This window comes from Mesorhizobium sp. M1399, assembly GCF_040317735.1.
Lineage (GTDB): Bacteria > Pseudomonadota > Alphaproteobacteria > Rhizobiales > Rhizobiaceae > Mesorhizobium.
Window position 1 is genome coordinate 39,865 of the sequence record NZ_JAMYKZ010000017.1, and the last position, 15,638, is coordinate 55,502.

13 protein-coding genes and 1 pseudogene are annotated in these 15,638 nt (G+C 63.8%); 7 read left to right on the forward strand and 7 right to left on the reverse strand.

The genetic code is table 11. The features are described from left to right. Positions 1 to 153 precede the first annotated feature (153 nt). Positions 154 to 441, reverse strand: a pseudogene (locus NKH05_RS25895) (tyrosine-type recombinase/integrase); the annotation flags it as partial. 175 nt (positions 442 to 616) lie between these two features. Here NKH05_RS25895 and NKH05_RS25900 point away from each other — a divergent pair. From NKH05_RS25900 to NKH05_RS25910, 3 genes are all read left to right on the forward strand, one after another. Continuing rightward, entirely contained in the window at positions 617 to 1,699 is a 1,083-nt protein-coding gene (locus NKH05_RS25900; RefSeq protein ID WP_352856907.1) for a type 1 glutamine amidotransferase family protein, read from the forward strand. A gap of 122 nt (positions 1,700 to 1,821) precedes the next feature. Beyond that, a complete protein-coding gene (locus NKH05_RS25905; RefSeq protein ID WP_353026376.1) occupies positions 1,822 to 2,844 on the forward strand; it encodes an AraC family transcriptional regulator in 1,023 nt (340 codons plus the stop codon). A gap of 109 nt (positions 2,845 to 2,953) precedes the next feature. Then, positions 2,954 to 3,781: an SDR family NAD(P)-dependent oxidoreductase gene (locus tag NKH05_RS25910; protein ID WP_353026377.1), complete on the forward strand. Its 828-nt coding sequence runs from the start codon at positions 2,954 to 2,956 to the stop codon at positions 3,779 to 3,781. Between the two features lie 313 nt (positions 3,782 to 4,094). On the opposite strand, the gene gnd is transcribed toward NKH05_RS25910, so the two are convergent. The 6 genes from gnd to NKH05_RS25940 form a co-directional block, all read right to left on the reverse strand. After that, the gene (gene gnd, locus NKH05_RS25915; RefSeq protein WP_353026378.1) at positions 4,095 to 5,519 is read right to left on the reverse strand and encodes an NADP-dependent phosphogluconate dehydrogenase; all 1,425 of its coding nucleotides are present in this window, start codon (positions 5,517 to 5,519) and stop codon (positions 4,095 to 4,097) included. Between the two features lie 139 nt (positions 5,520 to 5,658). Next, positions 5,659 to 7,296 carry a copper resistance CopC/CopD family protein gene (locus NKH05_RS25920; protein ID WP_502899442.1) on the reverse strand — a complete coding sequence of 546 codons (1,638 nt, stop codon included), beginning with the start codon at positions 7,294 to 7,296 and terminating at the stop codon, positions 5,659 to 5,661. A gap of 52 nt (positions 7,297 to 7,348) precedes the next feature. Next, positions 7,349 to 7,867 (reverse strand): YcnI family copper-binding membrane protein, encoded by a 519-nt coding sequence (locus NKH05_RS25925; RefSeq protein WP_352483616.1) that lies wholly within the window; start codon positions 7,865 to 7,867, stop codon positions 7,349 to 7,351. A gap of 25 nt (positions 7,868 to 7,892) precedes the next feature. Beyond that, positions 7,893 to 8,429 carry a copper chaperone PCu(A)C gene (locus tag NKH05_RS25930; protein ID WP_352483617.1) on the reverse strand — a complete coding sequence of 179 codons (537 nt, stop codon included), beginning with the start codon at positions 8,427 to 8,429 and terminating at the stop codon, positions 7,893 to 7,895. A 99-nt stretch (positions 8,430 to 8,528) separates the two neighbouring features. Then, positions 8,529 to 8,885: a DUF2946 family protein gene (locus NKH05_RS25935; protein WP_352483618.1), complete on the reverse strand. Its 357-nt coding sequence runs from the start codon at positions 8,883 to 8,885 to the stop codon at positions 8,529 to 8,531. A gap of 119 nt (positions 8,886 to 9,004) precedes the next feature. Next, positions 9,005 to 9,907, reverse strand: a complete 903-nt coding sequence (locus NKH05_RS25940; RefSeq protein ID WP_352483619.1) for a GntR family transcriptional regulator — start codon at positions 9,905 to 9,907, stop codon at positions 9,005 to 9,007. Positions 9,908 to 10,163: 256 nt separating this feature from the next. Here NKH05_RS25940 and NKH05_RS25945 point away from each other — a divergent pair, with 256 nt between their 5' ends. The 4 genes from NKH05_RS25945 to NKH05_RS25960 all read left to right on the forward strand — a co-directional run bounded on the left by NKH05_RS25945 (position 10,164) and on the right by NKH05_RS25960 (position 15,616). Next, positions 10,164 to 11,669, forward strand: coding sequence for a UxaA family hydrolase (locus NKH05_RS25945; protein WP_352789298.1), 1,506 nt, complete (start codon positions 10,164 to 10,166; stop codon positions 11,667 to 11,669). 332 nt (positions 11,670 to 12,001) lie between these two features. Continuing rightward, entirely contained in the window at positions 12,002 to 12,997 is a 996-nt protein-coding gene (locus NKH05_RS25950; protein ID WP_353026379.1) for an ABC transporter substrate-binding protein, read from the forward strand. 103 nt (positions 12,998 to 13,100) lie between these two features. Next, positions 13,101 to 14,654, forward strand: coding sequence for a sugar ABC transporter ATP-binding protein (locus NKH05_RS25955; RefSeq protein WP_023721964.1), 1,554 nt, complete (start codon positions 13,101 to 13,103; stop codon positions 14,652 to 14,654). Further along, positions 14,651 to 15,616, forward strand: coding sequence for an ABC transporter permease (locus tag NKH05_RS25960; protein ID WP_352483622.1), 966 nt, complete (start codon positions 14,651 to 14,653; stop codon positions 15,614 to 15,616). Before NKH05_RS25955 ends, NKH05_RS25960 begins: the two co-directional genes overlap by 4 nt. Positions 15,617 to 15,638 lie beyond the last annotated feature (22 nt).

Below are 15,638 nucleotides of genomic sequence, written 5' to 3' on the forward strand. Positions count from 1 at the left end.
ACTTGGTTGCAAAATGCGCGCTGCTGACTGGTAACCTTGGGGCCGGTAGTTGACCGGCAGCTTCGAGGATCGGATCTTAAGAAGCGGACCTTCAGGAACCCGCGGCGCTCGAGACGGTTCGCGAAACGGGCGATCCGCAGATGCTTTTTCGTGTTATGATGCGGTTACAACACGCGTAGTCTCGACCTCGGCAATCTGGCAGGGCCGGAAAGCTATATGTTGCCCGGCGCAGGAAAGTTTTGCGCCCGTCCGGCATCGAACTGTGTTCTCGATCTTGCTATGTCCGAGCAAAGTCTGAATCGCTCGTAGATTGCCGGTCGCCTTGTATATGAGCGACGCTTTCGTCCTGCGCAGCGAGTGAGTGCCGTACTCCTCAGGTGTCAGCCCAATCGCGGTCCCCCACTCGTCGACCAGCCGCGCGTACTGACGCGTGCTCAGGTGACAGGCGTCACCCCCGCACAGTGGCGCGAGCAGAACACCGAGAGATTGGCGGCCATCGCAAGTTTTCTGTCGCATCCTGTAAGTGAATGCGACAGGAGGCGTGCCTAAATCCGCCGATGAATGGCAGGGACGGCCTGACCCTCACCCCGGCCGAAAGCATTGAAAGGAACAAGTCATGCCCACCACCAAGCGCCGCGCACTGATCCTCATCTCGTCCGGCCGCCAGCTGCCGCTGGCCGAACCGGCCGACGTCAAGTCGATCTCGACCGGGTTCTTCCTGGTCGAGATGGCTCAAGTGCTCAAGGAGTTCGAGAACGACTACGAGTTCACCTTCGCTACCCCCGACGGCAACGCCCCTCAACTCGACATCAACGGCATGGCGCTGTCCGTGCAATCCATCGAGAAGACCGGCGCCATGACCATCCCCCTCCGTATGCAGCAGCGCCGCCGCTCGTTCGACGTCAACAGCTTCCGGCAGCGCCACCCCGCGTTGGTCGCCCGCCGCGAGCAGGAAGTTCAGCTGCTGGAGCGGCACATCGGCCGGGTCCCGGTCTCCGAACTATTGCCTAACAGCGAGCCGGAGCTCGCCGAGTACCGCCCCGAACTGGTTCGCCGCCTCGACAAGCTGCCCGAGGGCACCTTCCACTCGCTACAGGAACTCGTCCAGCGTCACCGCGACTCGGCCGACCCGTTCACTTTCGCCGACTTTGACTTCATCCACACCCCCGGCGGTCACGCCCCCATGGTCGACTTCCGTGACAACCCGTGGCTCGGCGAAACCCTCCACATAGCCCGGGAGAACGGCGTCATCATCTCGCTGATCTGCCACGCGCCTGTGGCGGTGACCTCCACCCGGCAGCGCATCGACGCTCAGGGCCACCCCTACCTCGTCAGCGACAACCCGTTCCTCGCCGCCACCATCTCGACCGTCCCCACGATCGGCGAGCTGTTCGCGCTGCGGTTCCTCTACCCACGCGTCCCCGGCAAAAAGACCCGAACCTCCTACTTCGTCGACGCGGCCATCAAGGAAGCTGGCTTCACACTCGCGACCTCCCTCAACATCGCGGCCCCGCTACTGGCCTACGAGCCGTCCGTGCGGCTGCTCACCGGCAACGGCCCGCAGGCCATCGACCAGCAGGCCGCTAAGCTGCGCAGTGTCCTCACCAGCACTCACGCCGCCCGACGCGCTAGCGCCACGCAGTTGAGCATGCAACCGTTACGGTCCACCCTGCCGGTCACACAGTGGACGACCCGGTAGGGCAGATGGATGACTGGATCGGTGGCGGATTCGGGTACGCTGTGATCGAACTGGGGCCGGGCTAGACGACGATAGGACAGCGGCGCTCATATGCCGCCATTACGGGTGAGTGAAAGACTGCCATGACACGGCTACCAATCGACAGATGCAAAGTCCCACAGGCCTTTTGGCGCGCTGTCGAGCGGGCTGGCATCTCACCAGCGGCATTGTTGAGGCAAGCTCGGTTGCCTGCGACCCTCCACATTTCCGAAGACGCTTGGGTCAATACCGCCCAATACTTCGAACTCTGGCAAGCACTGGAGGAGCTGTCGGGCGACCCTGCGATCGGGCTGCATATCACAGTCGCGGCAGATACATCGGTCCATCCCCCCGCGACCATGTCGGCCTTCTTCGCCAAGGATTTCCGTGACGGCCTCAACCGTCTTGCCAGGTTCAAGCGGCTTTGCACCCCGGAAGAGCTGCACGTGATAGAACGTGATGGTGAGGCTTTTGTCAGCTTCGACTGGATCCACGCCGTTGGCACGGAGCCTGACGTAGCGGTCGATGTGACGTTTGCAGCAATCCTTGAACTGGGACGACGCGGAATAGGTCGTCACATCGTCCCGCTGCGAGTGGACATGACCCGAAAAGGCCCTACGACCCGAGCGCACAAGGAGTACCTCGGAGCGCCAATAACCTTCGGGGCGCCCAAGAACCAGCTGGTGCTGCGTGCCGATGATCTGGATCGACCGTTCGCTGGGCACAACCCCGAGCTGCTCGCCATCCTTACACCGGCACTGTTGGCCTCGCTCGACGAGATCGATGCGCAAAGCTCGTTGCCAGAACAAGTGAAGATTGTCCTGAAGCGGCGGTTGGCCAGCGGCAAGCCCGAACTATCGGACGTGGCCAACGTCCTGGGGATGAGCGAACGCACGCTGCAGCGCCGTATTTCGGAATCTGGGACAAGTTTCAGGCTGCTACTGGAGGCTTCCCGCCAGGAACTCGGTCGCGAAATGCTGGCCAGCGGCGCGAACGCGGCTGATGAGATTGCCTATCTATTAGGGTATCAGGATACCAGCTCGTTCTATCGCGCCTTCCGCGAATGGGAAGGTGTCACCCCCGCACGGTGGCGCGAGCAGAACACCGAGGCCTCTCGCCTAAACTAGAGATTGGCGCCCATCGCCAGTTTTCTGTCGCAACCTGCAAATGAATTCGACAGGGGGCCTGCCTACCTCAAGAGAAGTGCCCAATGGCACGCAACCATGAGGTAGATCGATGTCGAAAGTCTGGTTCATTACAGGCGCCAACCGTGGCTTTGGTCGAGTGTGGGCGGAAGCCGCACTCAAGCGCGGCGACAGGGTTGCCGCGACGAGCCGGCAGCCTGAGGCCTTGCAGGATCTCGTCACTCAATTCCGCGATGCGGTCCTGCCCCTGCGGCTGGATGTGACCGATCGCGCCGCCGCAATTGCCGCTGTCGGACAGGCTGCCAAAACATTTGGTGGTCTCGACGTTGTCGTCAACAATGCGGGCTACGGCCTTTTCGGTGCGGTCGAAGAAGTCACGGAGCAGCAGGTGCGCGATCAGCTCGAAGTGAATTTCTTCGGTGTGCTGAACGTCACGCAGGCTGTCTTGCCCATCCTGCGCAAGCAGGGGCATGGCCATATCATCCAGGTGTCCAGCATCGGTGGCCTGATGTCCTACCCCAATCTGGGGGCCTATCACGCCTCCAAGTGGGCGGTCGAAGGCCTCACCGAGTCGCTGGCGCAGGAGGTTGCCCCGTTCGGCATCAAAGTGACCTTGGTGGAACCGGGCGGCTATGCCACCGACTGGGGCAGGGGCTCGGCCGTCCACGCGAACCCGGCGCCGCAGTATGACCCTCTGCGCCGTGGCCAGGCAGACATCTGGGCCAACCTGCCCGCGGAGTTCATTGGCGAACCGACGGCGACGGGTCCGGCGATCCTGCAGGTCGTCGATGCCGCCGAGTCCCCGACCCGGATCTTTTTCGGGCTCACCCCAACCAAGACCATCGTGGATATCTACGCCAAGCGCCTCCAGACCTGGAAGGATTGGGAGGCGGTTTCGATCGCGGCCAACGGCCACTGAGGCAGCAGCCTGCGGGGCCTGCCGATTGGCGGCCCCGCACAGGTCAAACGACCGCCACTGACCGCTTCCAATCGGGCATTGAGGTAGCTCCAACGTTCGCCTCCGCTTCGTTTCGTCCTGCGCGGGTCACGCTTTTTTCGTGGTCGGATAGCGGCGCGCGCCGAAGCTGCCACAAGCATTGGTCGGATCGGCTCGGGGTGCCTTGCTTTTGGACGCGCTATGATGCGCAGCAGACAGTTGCGGCGTTGCCCCGGCGAAAGAACGGCAGCTATTGGGAAGTCGCCGAGGCGGCTTGGACGGCCGAAATAGGGCGCTAACCCGCCGCCCCACTCCCCCATGGGCCATGGAAAGCGCCCTGCCCGTCGATGCGCTCGAAGCCGTGCGCGCCGAAGAAATCGCGCTGCGCCTGGATCAGGTTCGAGGTGCCGCGGCCCTGCCGGTAACTGTCGAAATAGGCAAGCGCCGATGACAGGGCCGGCACCGGCGAGCCCGCTTCGGCTGCACTTGCCACGACACGGCGAAGCGACGGATGGGCCTCCTGCATCAATGAAACGAAGGCCGGCGCCATCAACAGGTTGGTGACTGCGCCGCCGGCGCCGAAGGCCTCCGCCATCGTATCCAGCAATTGCGAGCGGATGATGCAGCCGGCCCGCCAGATCTTGGCGATGACCGGCATCGGCAGGTTCCAGTTGAATTCCTTCGACGCGCCGCTCATCACCGCGAACCCTTGCGCATAGGCGGCGATCTTGCCGGCAAACAGCGCCAGCTCGAGATCGCCGAGCAGCGCGTCCCTGTCTCCGGAAATCTTGCTCACGCCGCCGCCATAGGCCTTTTCGGCGGCCAGCCGCTCGTCCTTGATCGACGACAGCACGCGGGCCGCCACAGCCGCCTCGATCGCTGTGGCCGGGATACCGAGCTGCTGCGCCTCGATCACCGACCATTTGCCGGTGCCTTTCTGGCCGGCGCGGTCGAGAATGATGTCGACCACCGGTTTGCCGGTCTTGGGGTCGTCGGCGGCCAGTACCTTGGCGGTGATCTCGATCAGGTACGAGTTGAGCCGGCCCGTGTTCCACTGGGAAAACACCTCAGCGATTTCTTTCGGCCCCATGCCGAGCCCGTCACGCAAGATGCCGTAGATCTCGGCGATCATCTGCATGTCGGCATATTCGATGCCGTTGTGGATGGTCTTGACGAAATGGCCGGCGCCGTCGGTGCCAAGCCACGCCGCGCAAGGCTCGCCCTTGAACTTGGCCGAGATCGCGGTCAGCACCTTTTCGACGCGCTTCCAGGACTCTTCGGTGCCGCCGACCATGATCGAGGGACCGTGGCGTGCGCCCTCCTCGCCGCCGGACACGCCCATGCCGATGAAGGTCAGGCCCGAATCGGTAAGCTCCGAGAAGCGCCGCATCGTATCGCGGAAATTGGCGTTGCCGGCGTCGATGACGATGTCGTTGGCCGACAGCACGCCGCGCAATGCCGCGATCTGCTCGTCGACCGGCTTGCCGGCCAGCACCATGATGATGATCGGCCGCGGCGGCCGGATCGCGGCGGCCAGTTCCTCGAGGCTGTAGCAGGGCACCACCCTATCCCTGAGCGCGCCGGCATTTTCGACAAAGGCATCGGTGCGCGCCGCCGTGCGGTTGAAGACGGCGATGCGGTGCCCCTTCTCGGCGATGTTGAGCGCCAGGTTGGAGCCCATCGTGCCAAGGCCGATCAGGCCGATTTCGGCTTTTTCCATTGTTTCTTCCCTGCTTTCGGATCTTGTTGCTTTGAGCCGCGATTGGGTTGGATGCCCATTCTTGATGACGATGATTGACGGGCCTTCAAGGCCGCGTCAACCGTCTCGCCGAATTGTGTTGCGCGGACCAGCGCTCTCGTCACGGCCTGATGTCGATCGGCGCCTCTATCTTCACCATCTCGAAATCGGAGACCAGGATATCGAGCCGCGCCGTCCACCGGCCGGCGATCGGAATGACGAGATCGTCGACGCGCCAGGTGCCGTCGCCGGGCTTCGTCGCAGGGCGTTTTATCGGCTCGATGCCGGAATCGGGCTTTGACAGCACCAGCGTCACCTGCTTGGCGTCGAGCGGGCCGAAATCGCCGGTCATGATGAAGATCGAAGCAGCAACAGGTCCGGTGTGGCCGGGCGCAATGCTGAGATCGGCCATCGCTTGCTGCGTGTGGATATGCACCGATGCCGGCTGTGCCGCGGCGATTGCCAGCGCCCGCGGCGGCGGCGTGAAGCGCCAGCCGGCGCCAACTCCGAAGATCGCCACCACGATCAGCACCTCGATGGCGATCGAGCGGGCCAGCCGCCGCTGGACTTCCGTATTTCCTGCCTCGGCCGAGGCCGTGAGCTTGAAGCGGTTGACGGCGGCGAGCGTGAACAGAAAGACGAGCAGCACGAGCTTGAGCAGCAGCAGCCGGCCATAAGCGGTGTGGACCAGCGCCGACGGCGTTTGCACCTGGATGACGGCGAGCACGATGCCGGCTGCCGCAAGCACGGCCACGACGAACAGGATCGCTCGCGAAAACCGTCGCAGCAATGGCCCGGCTTTGGCCGGCTGCCGTTTCAAGGCAAGACCAAGCGGCGCCAGCGCCCCGGCCCAGACGGCGATACCAGTTCCGTGCAGAAACACCATCGGCCTGGTCAGCCATTGCGGCTCGGCGGCACTGGCATGCCCGCTGGCGGCAAGTGCTGCGCCGACGCCAGCCAGTCCGGCCAAGGCGAGCGGCTTTGCGTCGGCGGGCGGCACGACCAGCGATAATAGGCTGAGGCCGAGCGCCATCAGCGCGATCAGCACCGTCCAGCCGAAGCTGGTGCCCAGCCCGGTCTGCCAGATGACCGGCTGCGCCAGCCGGGCAAGCGGCGCGCCAAGCGCATCCAGCCCCTGCATGCCGAGCGACAGGGGTGCGGCGGCCAGCCCGCACAGGATTGCCGCGACGATCAGGCGCTGGCCGGATCGACCGCCTTGCGCCAGCCAGGCCAGCGCAAAGGCACCGCCGACGCCGAAAAACAGGCCGATATATAGAAAAACCTTGCCGATCCAGATCGCCGTTCGAAGCCCCCGGTCGACGGCTTCGGAGGCGGCCGGCGCAGCACTCGGTGCGCCGACCGAGAACAGCACCGAGCCGCCGACCGGATGCCCGTCGGCGGAGATCACTCGCCAGCTCAGCACATGCGTGCCGGATGTCAGCGCCTGCGGATTGTCGATCTCGACGGTCTGGCCGCTGAGCTGGAAAGAGCTCAGCGGGACCGCCGTGCCGTCGGGCCGCACCAGCGTCAGCACCAGCGGCGAAACCGGCTCGCTGAAGGTCAGCGACATCTGCGACGGGCTCTGCGCCAGCACCGCACCGTCAGCCGGCTCGGCCTTGATCAGCGCCGCATGGGCGAAGGCCGGATCAGGCATGGCAATTACGGCGAGCAGCACGATGGCGGCGAGCAGGCCAGCCACAAGCCGGCCAGAATGGTTGCCGGCCATGCAAGCTCGCCGCAGGAAGGATGCCGCGCTCATCTCACCGCCAAGAGCAGCGGCGCGCTCATCCGCCAAAGCGCGCCGCTGGAGCTCACTTCTTCGGCAGCAGCTTGAGGCCGGGCGCCGGAAATTCCAGCGCGTCCTCAGCCTGCCCGACCGCCGGAATTTCGATCCAGCGATCGGCGACGCCGTCACATTCCTGCACCACCGGGAAATGCAGCGTCTGGCCTGCCGGCAGGTCGGACGCCAGTGTCGTGCGAAAGACGAATTCGTCGTAGAATTCGTCCGGCAGGCTGCCGGCGCTCCAGTCGACCTCCTTGACGCCGCTGGTCACTGCCTGGCCGTAGAGCTGGTAGGACTTCTCGTATTTGCCGTTCTTGACCTGCAGCGTCCAGCCCGGCTTCGGCATCGGTTTGACCGAGAGCACCCCTTCCGGGATCTGCACGCGCAAGGCGGTCATTGCCTTGCCCTCGCAGCCATGCGGCACCCGAAGAACCGCCTTGTAGGTCGAGCCGACCGCCGCCTCCGGCGTTTCGAGCGTGATGTGGGCGAAGGCCGCGCTGGTCCCGAGAACAAGAAGCACGCAGCCGGGCAAAAGAGATTTCTTCATGATGGTACCTCTCGAAGCGGCCAAGTCAGTCGTCGTCCTGGGGTGCCGCACTGCCGATGCCTTGCACGGCGAATTCAATCTGCACGGGCCCGGCTTTCTCGAAGGTCAGCGTGGCGGAGAACATTTCGCCCTCCTTGGGCCGCCGCTTCAAATCCATGAACATCAGATGATAGCCCTTAGGCGCCAGCGCGACCTTGCCGCCGGCCGGGATTTCGAGGCCGCCGGTGACCGGCCGCATGGTCATGACGCCATTGCTGACGCCCATCTCGTGCAGTTCGGCCTTAACCGAAATGTCGGAGGTGATCGACAGCAGGCGATCCGGCGCACTGCCGGTGTTGGTGATGGTGAAGTAGCCGCCGGCTACCTTGGCGCCGGCTGGCGTGGCGCGCGACCAGGGGTGCCCGATCTCGAGACCGCCAAGCTTGAACTCATGTGCCAACACCGTCTGGGCGTTGGCGAACAGGAGGGCAAGAACGCAAAGGGCGACGCCGAGACGCTGCTCGAAACTACCCAGTGAGAAGCGCCTGCGGCTGGATGCGGCAGCGCGAAAAGAGTGAGACATGATTGCTCCGTGGATTTTAAGAGATCGCGCCGATGCCGGTCGCGAACGATGTCGATAAACGCGCCGGCCAAGGGTGTGCGCGGCGCAAACCAGAACGGATCAGGCCGTCGCCGGTGGTGCGCGCGGATTGGACGGAGTGCGGGCGCGGGCGAAATCGCGATGCCGGAAGGCCGGCAGGAAAAAGGCGATGGTTTCGACGGAAGGGCTGCGAGACAGGCTCCCGGTGGCATCGGGCGGCGCGTAGACCGCCGAAACGAGGTTGCAGCCAAGCATGCAGCAAGCCGGCATGTGCTGCTGATGCGGATCCCCTGCCGGGAGTTGCGCCGCACCGTCATGGGTGCAGATCGTGTTGCCGAAAGCATCGAATTGCGAGGCGTTCGGCTCGATGCCGGAAGCAAACGCGCCGAACATCGACTGGAGCACGAAAAGCCAGGCCGCGGCGAACGCGACCGGCATGCTCCATCGTCTCCGGCGTATGGTCAAGAACCAGCCTCTTCACGCAGCAACGTCAGCTCTCTAGCACGGAGCCGGCGGCCGGAAAATCGCCAAAACGTTGCTGCGGCAACGCAACACAATCACGCGCGCAGCGGCTGCCTGCCCTCCGGGATCGACGTCAGCAGCGTGTGGCGGGCCGATTTCAGGTGCTTGCGGCAGGCGGCGTCGACCTTGGCGAGATCGCGCGATTTGAGCGCGGCGATATAGGCGAGATGCTCCTGGACCGCGACTTCGTTGCGCTCGCGCTCCTGCGCCTTGTTCCACTGGTAGTGGTAGTGGAAGATCATGGCGATGACGTCGTAGAAATCGACGATGAAGCGGTTGTGCGAGGCGCGGTGGATCAGCCGGTGAAAGCGCTCGTCGAGCTCGGAGAACGCGTTGAAGCGCACGGCGATCTCGCGCGCCAGCAGGCGATGCTCGTCTTCCAGGCTGTCGAGGTCGGCCCAGACCGGGCTGTCCTCGGGCAGAGCGGCAAAGGCGGCGGCCGAGCGCAGTTCGAACATCTCGCGGATTTCGGTCAGCTCCAGCGCGAAGGCGCGGGTAAAGCCTTTCAGCACCCAATGACTGTTGCGGCGCTTCTCGATCAGGCCGAAGCGCGAGAAGCGGATCAGGAATTCGCGCACGCTGGTGGTGCCGACGCCGATCTCGCGCGCCAGTTCGAGTTCGTTGATCTGCATGCCGGCCTCGGCGCCACCGGCAAGCAGCCGCCGCATGAAGGAGCGTTCGATGATCTCGGCCAGCGTGTCGGTCTCTTCCTCGGGAAAAAAATCGTCCGGCCGCGGCTCGCGCAGAACCGTCTTGCTGCGCTTGTTCCAATCGATCAGCCCGGTCTCTTCCATGCGGGCAAGGATGGTGCGGACGGTCGTGCGGCTGACGCCGAGCAGCGTGCCCAGCTCCGGCTCCGAAGGCAGGCTCCTGGTTTCGTCGAGCAGCCTAAGACCGCGATTATAGGCGTCCTTGTATACGTTGTTGCTCTTCGACATCCCCTGCCCCGTGGCGCGCCGGCGTTTGCGGCCGGCGTGAAGCTTTTCTCGCGCATGAAATCGGAATCGCTTCGGAAAACATCATGCGCAACGCTAGTTTTGGTTGTAGAGCCTACGTCGCGCATCCAAAAGACGCGTCGCGCTCTGGCGAAAAAACAATTGACGCAAAAATGTTTTTTCACGATAAAAGACATTATATGTTAAGAGCCGCGTGTCAATCCGCTCGCGCACCCAGGAACATACCCAGGAAGCTCCCGTGAACGCCGCAAACAGCATTCTTCTGTCTCCCGCCGACAATGTCGCGGTCGCCAATGGCCGCATCGAGATCGGCACCGTACTGCCGGGCGGCGCCGCCGCCGCCGCGCTGATCGAGCCGGGCCACAAGGTGGCGATCAAGCCGATTGCCGCCGGCGAAGCCGTGGTCAAATACGCCCAGGCAATCGGCCGTGCCACGCAGGATATCGCGCCCGGCGAGCATGTCCATTCGCACAATCTGGTCTTCGAAAGCGGGCGTTTGCCGGTGGTGCCGCCGAGCGAGGCCGTGCACGCGACCGAGGCCGACCGCGCCCGCGCCTTCATGGGCTACCGCCGTGCCGACGGCCGTGCCGGCACGCGCAACTTCATCGGCATTCTCGCCAGCGTCAATTGCTCGGCCACCGTCTGCCATGCCATCGCCGACGCGGCGAACCGCACGCTTCTGCCGCAATATCCCGGCATCGACGGCTTCGTCCCGATCGTCCACGGCCAGGGCTGCGGCATGAGCGCCACCGGCGATGGCATGATGGTGCTGCACCGTACGCTGGCCGGCTATGCACGTCATCCGAATTTCGGCGGCGTGCTGATGGTCGGGCTCGGCTGCGAGGTCAACCAGCTCACCCTCTATGGCCAGAAGGGCGTCGCCGCGGGAAAACGCCATTTCAACATCCAGGAAGCCGGCGGCTCGCGCAAATCGGTCGAGAAGGCGCTGGTCGTGCTGGCCGAGATCGCCGAAGAGGTCGGCAAGCTTCAGCGTGAGCCGATCCCGGTCAGCGAGATCGTCGTCGGCCTGCAATGCGGCGGCTCCGACGGCATGTCCGGCATCACTGCCAACCCGGCGCTGGGTGCGGCCGTCGACATTTTGGCCGGCGTCGGCGGCGTCGGCATCCTCTCCGAAACGACGGAGATCTACGGCGCCGAGCACCTGCTTGCCTATCGCGCCGCAACTCCCGAGATCGCCGCCAAGCTCGACGGCTACGTGAAATGGTGGGAAGACCATGTCGCCAAGCATGGCGCATCCATCGACAACAATCCCTCGCCGGGCAACAAGCGCGGCGGCCTGACCACCATCCTGGAAAAGTCGCTCGGCGCGGTCGCCAAGGGCGGCCAGACGCCGCTCAACGGCGTCTTCGGCTATGCCGAAAAGGTCACCGGGCACGGGCTGGTGTTCATGGACACGCCCGGCTACGACCCGGTCTCGGCCACCGGCCAGGTGGCGGGTGGCGCGAACGTCATCGTCTTCACCACCGGCCGCGGCTCCTGCTTCGGCTGCCGGCCGACGCCGTCGATCAAGGTCGCCAGCAACTCGACCATGTACCACACCATGGAAGAGGACATGGACGTGAATTGCGGCGTCATCGCCTCGGGCGAAAAGACCATTGCCGGCATGGGCCGCGAGATCTTCGAACTGATCGTCGAGACAGCTTCGGGCCGCAAGACCAAGAGCGAGGAATTCGGCTACGGCGACAACGAGTTCGTGCCTTGGCACCTCGGCGCGACGCTCTAAGCCGGACCGCTCGCGACAGTCGCGAACACCTGACGTGATCGCCAGGTGTCGCAGTTCGTACATCCCCGAAAAAAGAATGAACATTCCATATTGACTGAGTGATGGAATTAATATTCCATGCGACATATTGGAGGAGATTGGCAGCGGAGTTCCGACAGAAAAAACTCTTCCGCCCAGCCATCCGAGGCAGGCATCAAACAGCGCTTGCGCCTACCAAGATGATGCATTATCAAAATGCGGTAAATGTTTTTTATTGATAAAGTTCCGTTTCGGCCGCGCCATCCGAATGGAGCTTCCATAACATTCACCGGGCGACTTAGGGAGGACTCCTAATGAAATTCGTGACCAGCATTCTCAATCGCCGCGCCTTCGTGGCACTCACAGCCGCCTCGATGCTTGCCGGCGTGATGCATTCGGGCCCGGCATCCGCGGCCGACGTGACCATTCCGATCATCGTCAAGGACACCACGTCCTTCTACTGGCAGATCGTTCTGGCCGGCGCCCGCAAGGCCGGCAAGGACCTGGGCGTCAACGTGCCGGAGCTCGGCGCCCAGGCCGAGACCGACGTCAACGGCCAGATCTCGATCCTCGAAAATGCCGTCGCCGGCAACCCGGCCGCCGTCGTCATCGCGCCGACCGAAGCCAAGGCGCTCGGCAAGCCGATCGACGAGGCCGCCACCAAGGTCAAGATCATCGGTATCGACTCCGGTGCCGACTCCAAGGCCTTCACCTCGTTCCTGACCACCGACAACATTCAGGGCGGCCGCGTCGCCGCTGACGGCCTTGCCGCAGCCATCGGCGAAGCCAATGGCGGCAAGGTCGAGGGCGACGTCGCCCTGATCACCGCGCTTCCGGGCGCCGGCTCGCTCGAACAGCGCGCCCAGGGTTTTAAGGAACAGCTCGCCGCCAAATATCCCGGCCTCAAGCTGGTCGCCGACAAATACGCCGACGGCCAGGCCACCACCGGCCTCAACATCGCCACCGACCTGATCACCGCCAACCCCAACCTCAAGGGCATCTTCGCCTCCAACCTGATCATGGCGCAGGGCGTCGGTCAGGCGATCGCCGAGAACAGCCTCGCAGGCAAGGTCGGGCTGGTCGGCTTCGACAGCGACGAGAAGCTGATCAAGTTCCTCAATGACGGCGTCATTTCGGCGCTCGTCGTCCAGGATCCGTACCGGATGGGCTATGACGGCATCAAGACGGCGCTTGCCGCCTCGAAGGGCGAGAAGGTCGAAGCCAATGTCGACACCGGCGCCAACCTGGTTACCAAGGCCAACATGAAGGATCCGAAGATCGACGCGCTGCTCAACCCGAAGCTCGACTGAGCATCGCCGCTGTGAACTGTTTCCGGGGCCTTTTCGCCCCGGAAACATCCCACTCGTGCCAATCGCGAGGCCAATCTTTGGGGGCCAATCTGGGAGGATTGTCATGATGTCGACGGCGCAGGAACTCCATCCGGCTCCAACGCTTGAACCGGGCAGGACCATCCTCGAACTCCGCGGGCTGGAAAAGCGCTATCCCGGCACTCACGCGCTGAAGCCGGTCGACCTCGCCTTCAAGGCCGGCGAAATCCACGCCATCGTCGGCGAGAACGGCGCCGGCAAATCCACCCTGATCAAGCTTCTGACCGGCGTCATGCCGCGCACCTCCGGCGACGTCATCTGGGAGGGCAAGCCTGCCGCATTGGCGACGCCGCATGAGGCGATGGCGCTCGGCATCAATGCCGTGCATCAGGAAGTCGTCCTGTGCCGCCATCTCACCGTCGCCGCCAACATGTTCCTCGGCGAGGAGGATTCCCGTTTCGGTATCCTGCAGCAGCGGGCGATGGTCAGGCAGGCGCAGAAGATCATCGACGATCTCGGCTTCGACCTGCCGGCGCATGTCAAGCTGGGTGACCTGACCATCGGTCAGCAGCAGTTGATCGCCGCCGCCCGCGCCACCGTGCGCGGCACCAAATTCCTGATCTTCGACGAACCGACCGCCTACCTCACCCGCAAGGAGGCCGACCAGCTGTTCACGCTGATCCGCCGGCTGAAGGGCGAAGGCGTCACCATCATCTACATCAGCCATCGCATGGAAGAAGTGTTCGAGCTCGCCGACCGCGTCTCGGTGCTGCGCGACGGCACGCTGGTCGGCACCAGGAATATCGCCGAGACCAATGACGCCGAGCTGGTCAAGATGATGATCAACCGCTCGATCGAGCAGGTCTACCACAAGGAGCATTTCACCCCGGGCGCGATGCTTGTAGAAACCAGGAACCTGTCCGGCAAGGGTTTCGAAAATGTCTCGATGTCCGTCCGCGCCGGCGAGATCGTCGGCCTCTACGGGCTGATCGGCGCCGGCCGCAGCGAGTTCGTCACCACGCTCTATGGCCGCCACCGCAAGGCGGCCGGCCAGATCCTCTGGGAGGGCAAGGAGGTCAAGGTCAATTCAGAACATGACGCGATCAGGCTCGGCATGGCGCTGGCCCCGGAAAGCCGCCGCGACCAGGGCCTCTGCCTCAACCTGCCGGTCGGGCTCAACCTCAATCTGCCGATCTACAAGCGCATCTCAAGCAATCTGCTGATCTCCCGCGCGCAGGAAAAAGCCCAGGCCGATCGCCAGATCGCCGACCTGCGCATCAAGACGCCGACGCGAAGTGCGCTGGCCTCCAGCCTGTCCGGCGGCAATCAGCAGAAGATCGTCATCGGCAAATGGCTCGCGCACGGCGCCAAGCTGTTCATCTTCGACGAGCCGACCGTCGGCGTCGATGTCGGCACCAAGGCCGAGATCTACCGCCTGTTTGGCGCGCTGTTATCCAAGGGCGCCGGCATCATTCTGATCTCGTCCTACCTGCCCGAGGTCTATGAGCTCGCCGACACGCTGCACGTGTTCCGGCGCGGCAAGCTGGTGGCCACGCATGGGTTTCATACCGCTGATCACGAGGAGATCCTCACCCAGGCGCTGGCCGAGAAACAAGAAAGACCGGGAGGACGGATATGAGCACCGAGGCGATCGCTGCCGAAAGGCCGAAACGCAACTACAACGCCCTGTTCGGGCTGACACTGCTGGCACTGCTGGTTCTTTTGTGGATCATCCTGTCGGTGGCGACGCCGAGCTTCGCCTCGGCCAACAACATCTCGAACCTGTTGCGGCAAGGGTCGATGATCGCCATCCTGGCGGTCGGCCAGACCTTCGTCATCATCACCGGCGGCATCGACCTTTCCGTCGGCGCCGTTGTCGGCTTCGCCACCGTCATCGTCGCGATGCTGATCAACGCCGGCACACCGGTTTTCCTAGCCATCCTGATTACCTTGCTGGTCGGCGTCGCCATTGGCATGTTCCATGGCTTCGGCATCGTCAAGATGGGCTTGCCACCCTTCATCATCACCCTGGCGACGCTGACCTCGCTGCGTGGCATCGGCCTGTTGATGACCAACGGCAACTCGATCTCGATCAACAACGACGCCTTCCAGACGTTCTCGCGCAGTTCCTTCGTCGGCGTCCCCAATCTGTTCTGGATGGTGATCCTGGTCGGCATTCCGGCCTACATCTTCCTGCACCACAGCCGCTGGGGCCGCTACCTGTTCTCGGTCGGCTCCAACGCCGAGGCATCGCGTCTGTCGGGCGTCAACGTCCAGCGCACAATCTACATGGCCTATACATTGTCGGGGCTGTGTGCGGCCTTCGTCGGCGTGCTGCTCGCGTCCCGCATCGGCATCGGCAATCCGACGCAGGCCGAGGGCTGGGAATTGCAGGCGATCGCTTCTTCGGTGATCGGCGGCACGTCGCTGTTCGGCGCTGTCGGCTCCGTGCACGGGCCGCTGCTCGGCGCCTTCATCCTTGCCACCATCAACAACGGCGCCAATCTGCTCAACGTCAACGCCTTCTGGCAGCGCATCATCACCGGCGTGCTGATCATCGTCATCGTCTATTTCGACGGGCTGCGCCGCCGCGGCAAATAGATCGCCCCTAACAGCCGCCGGC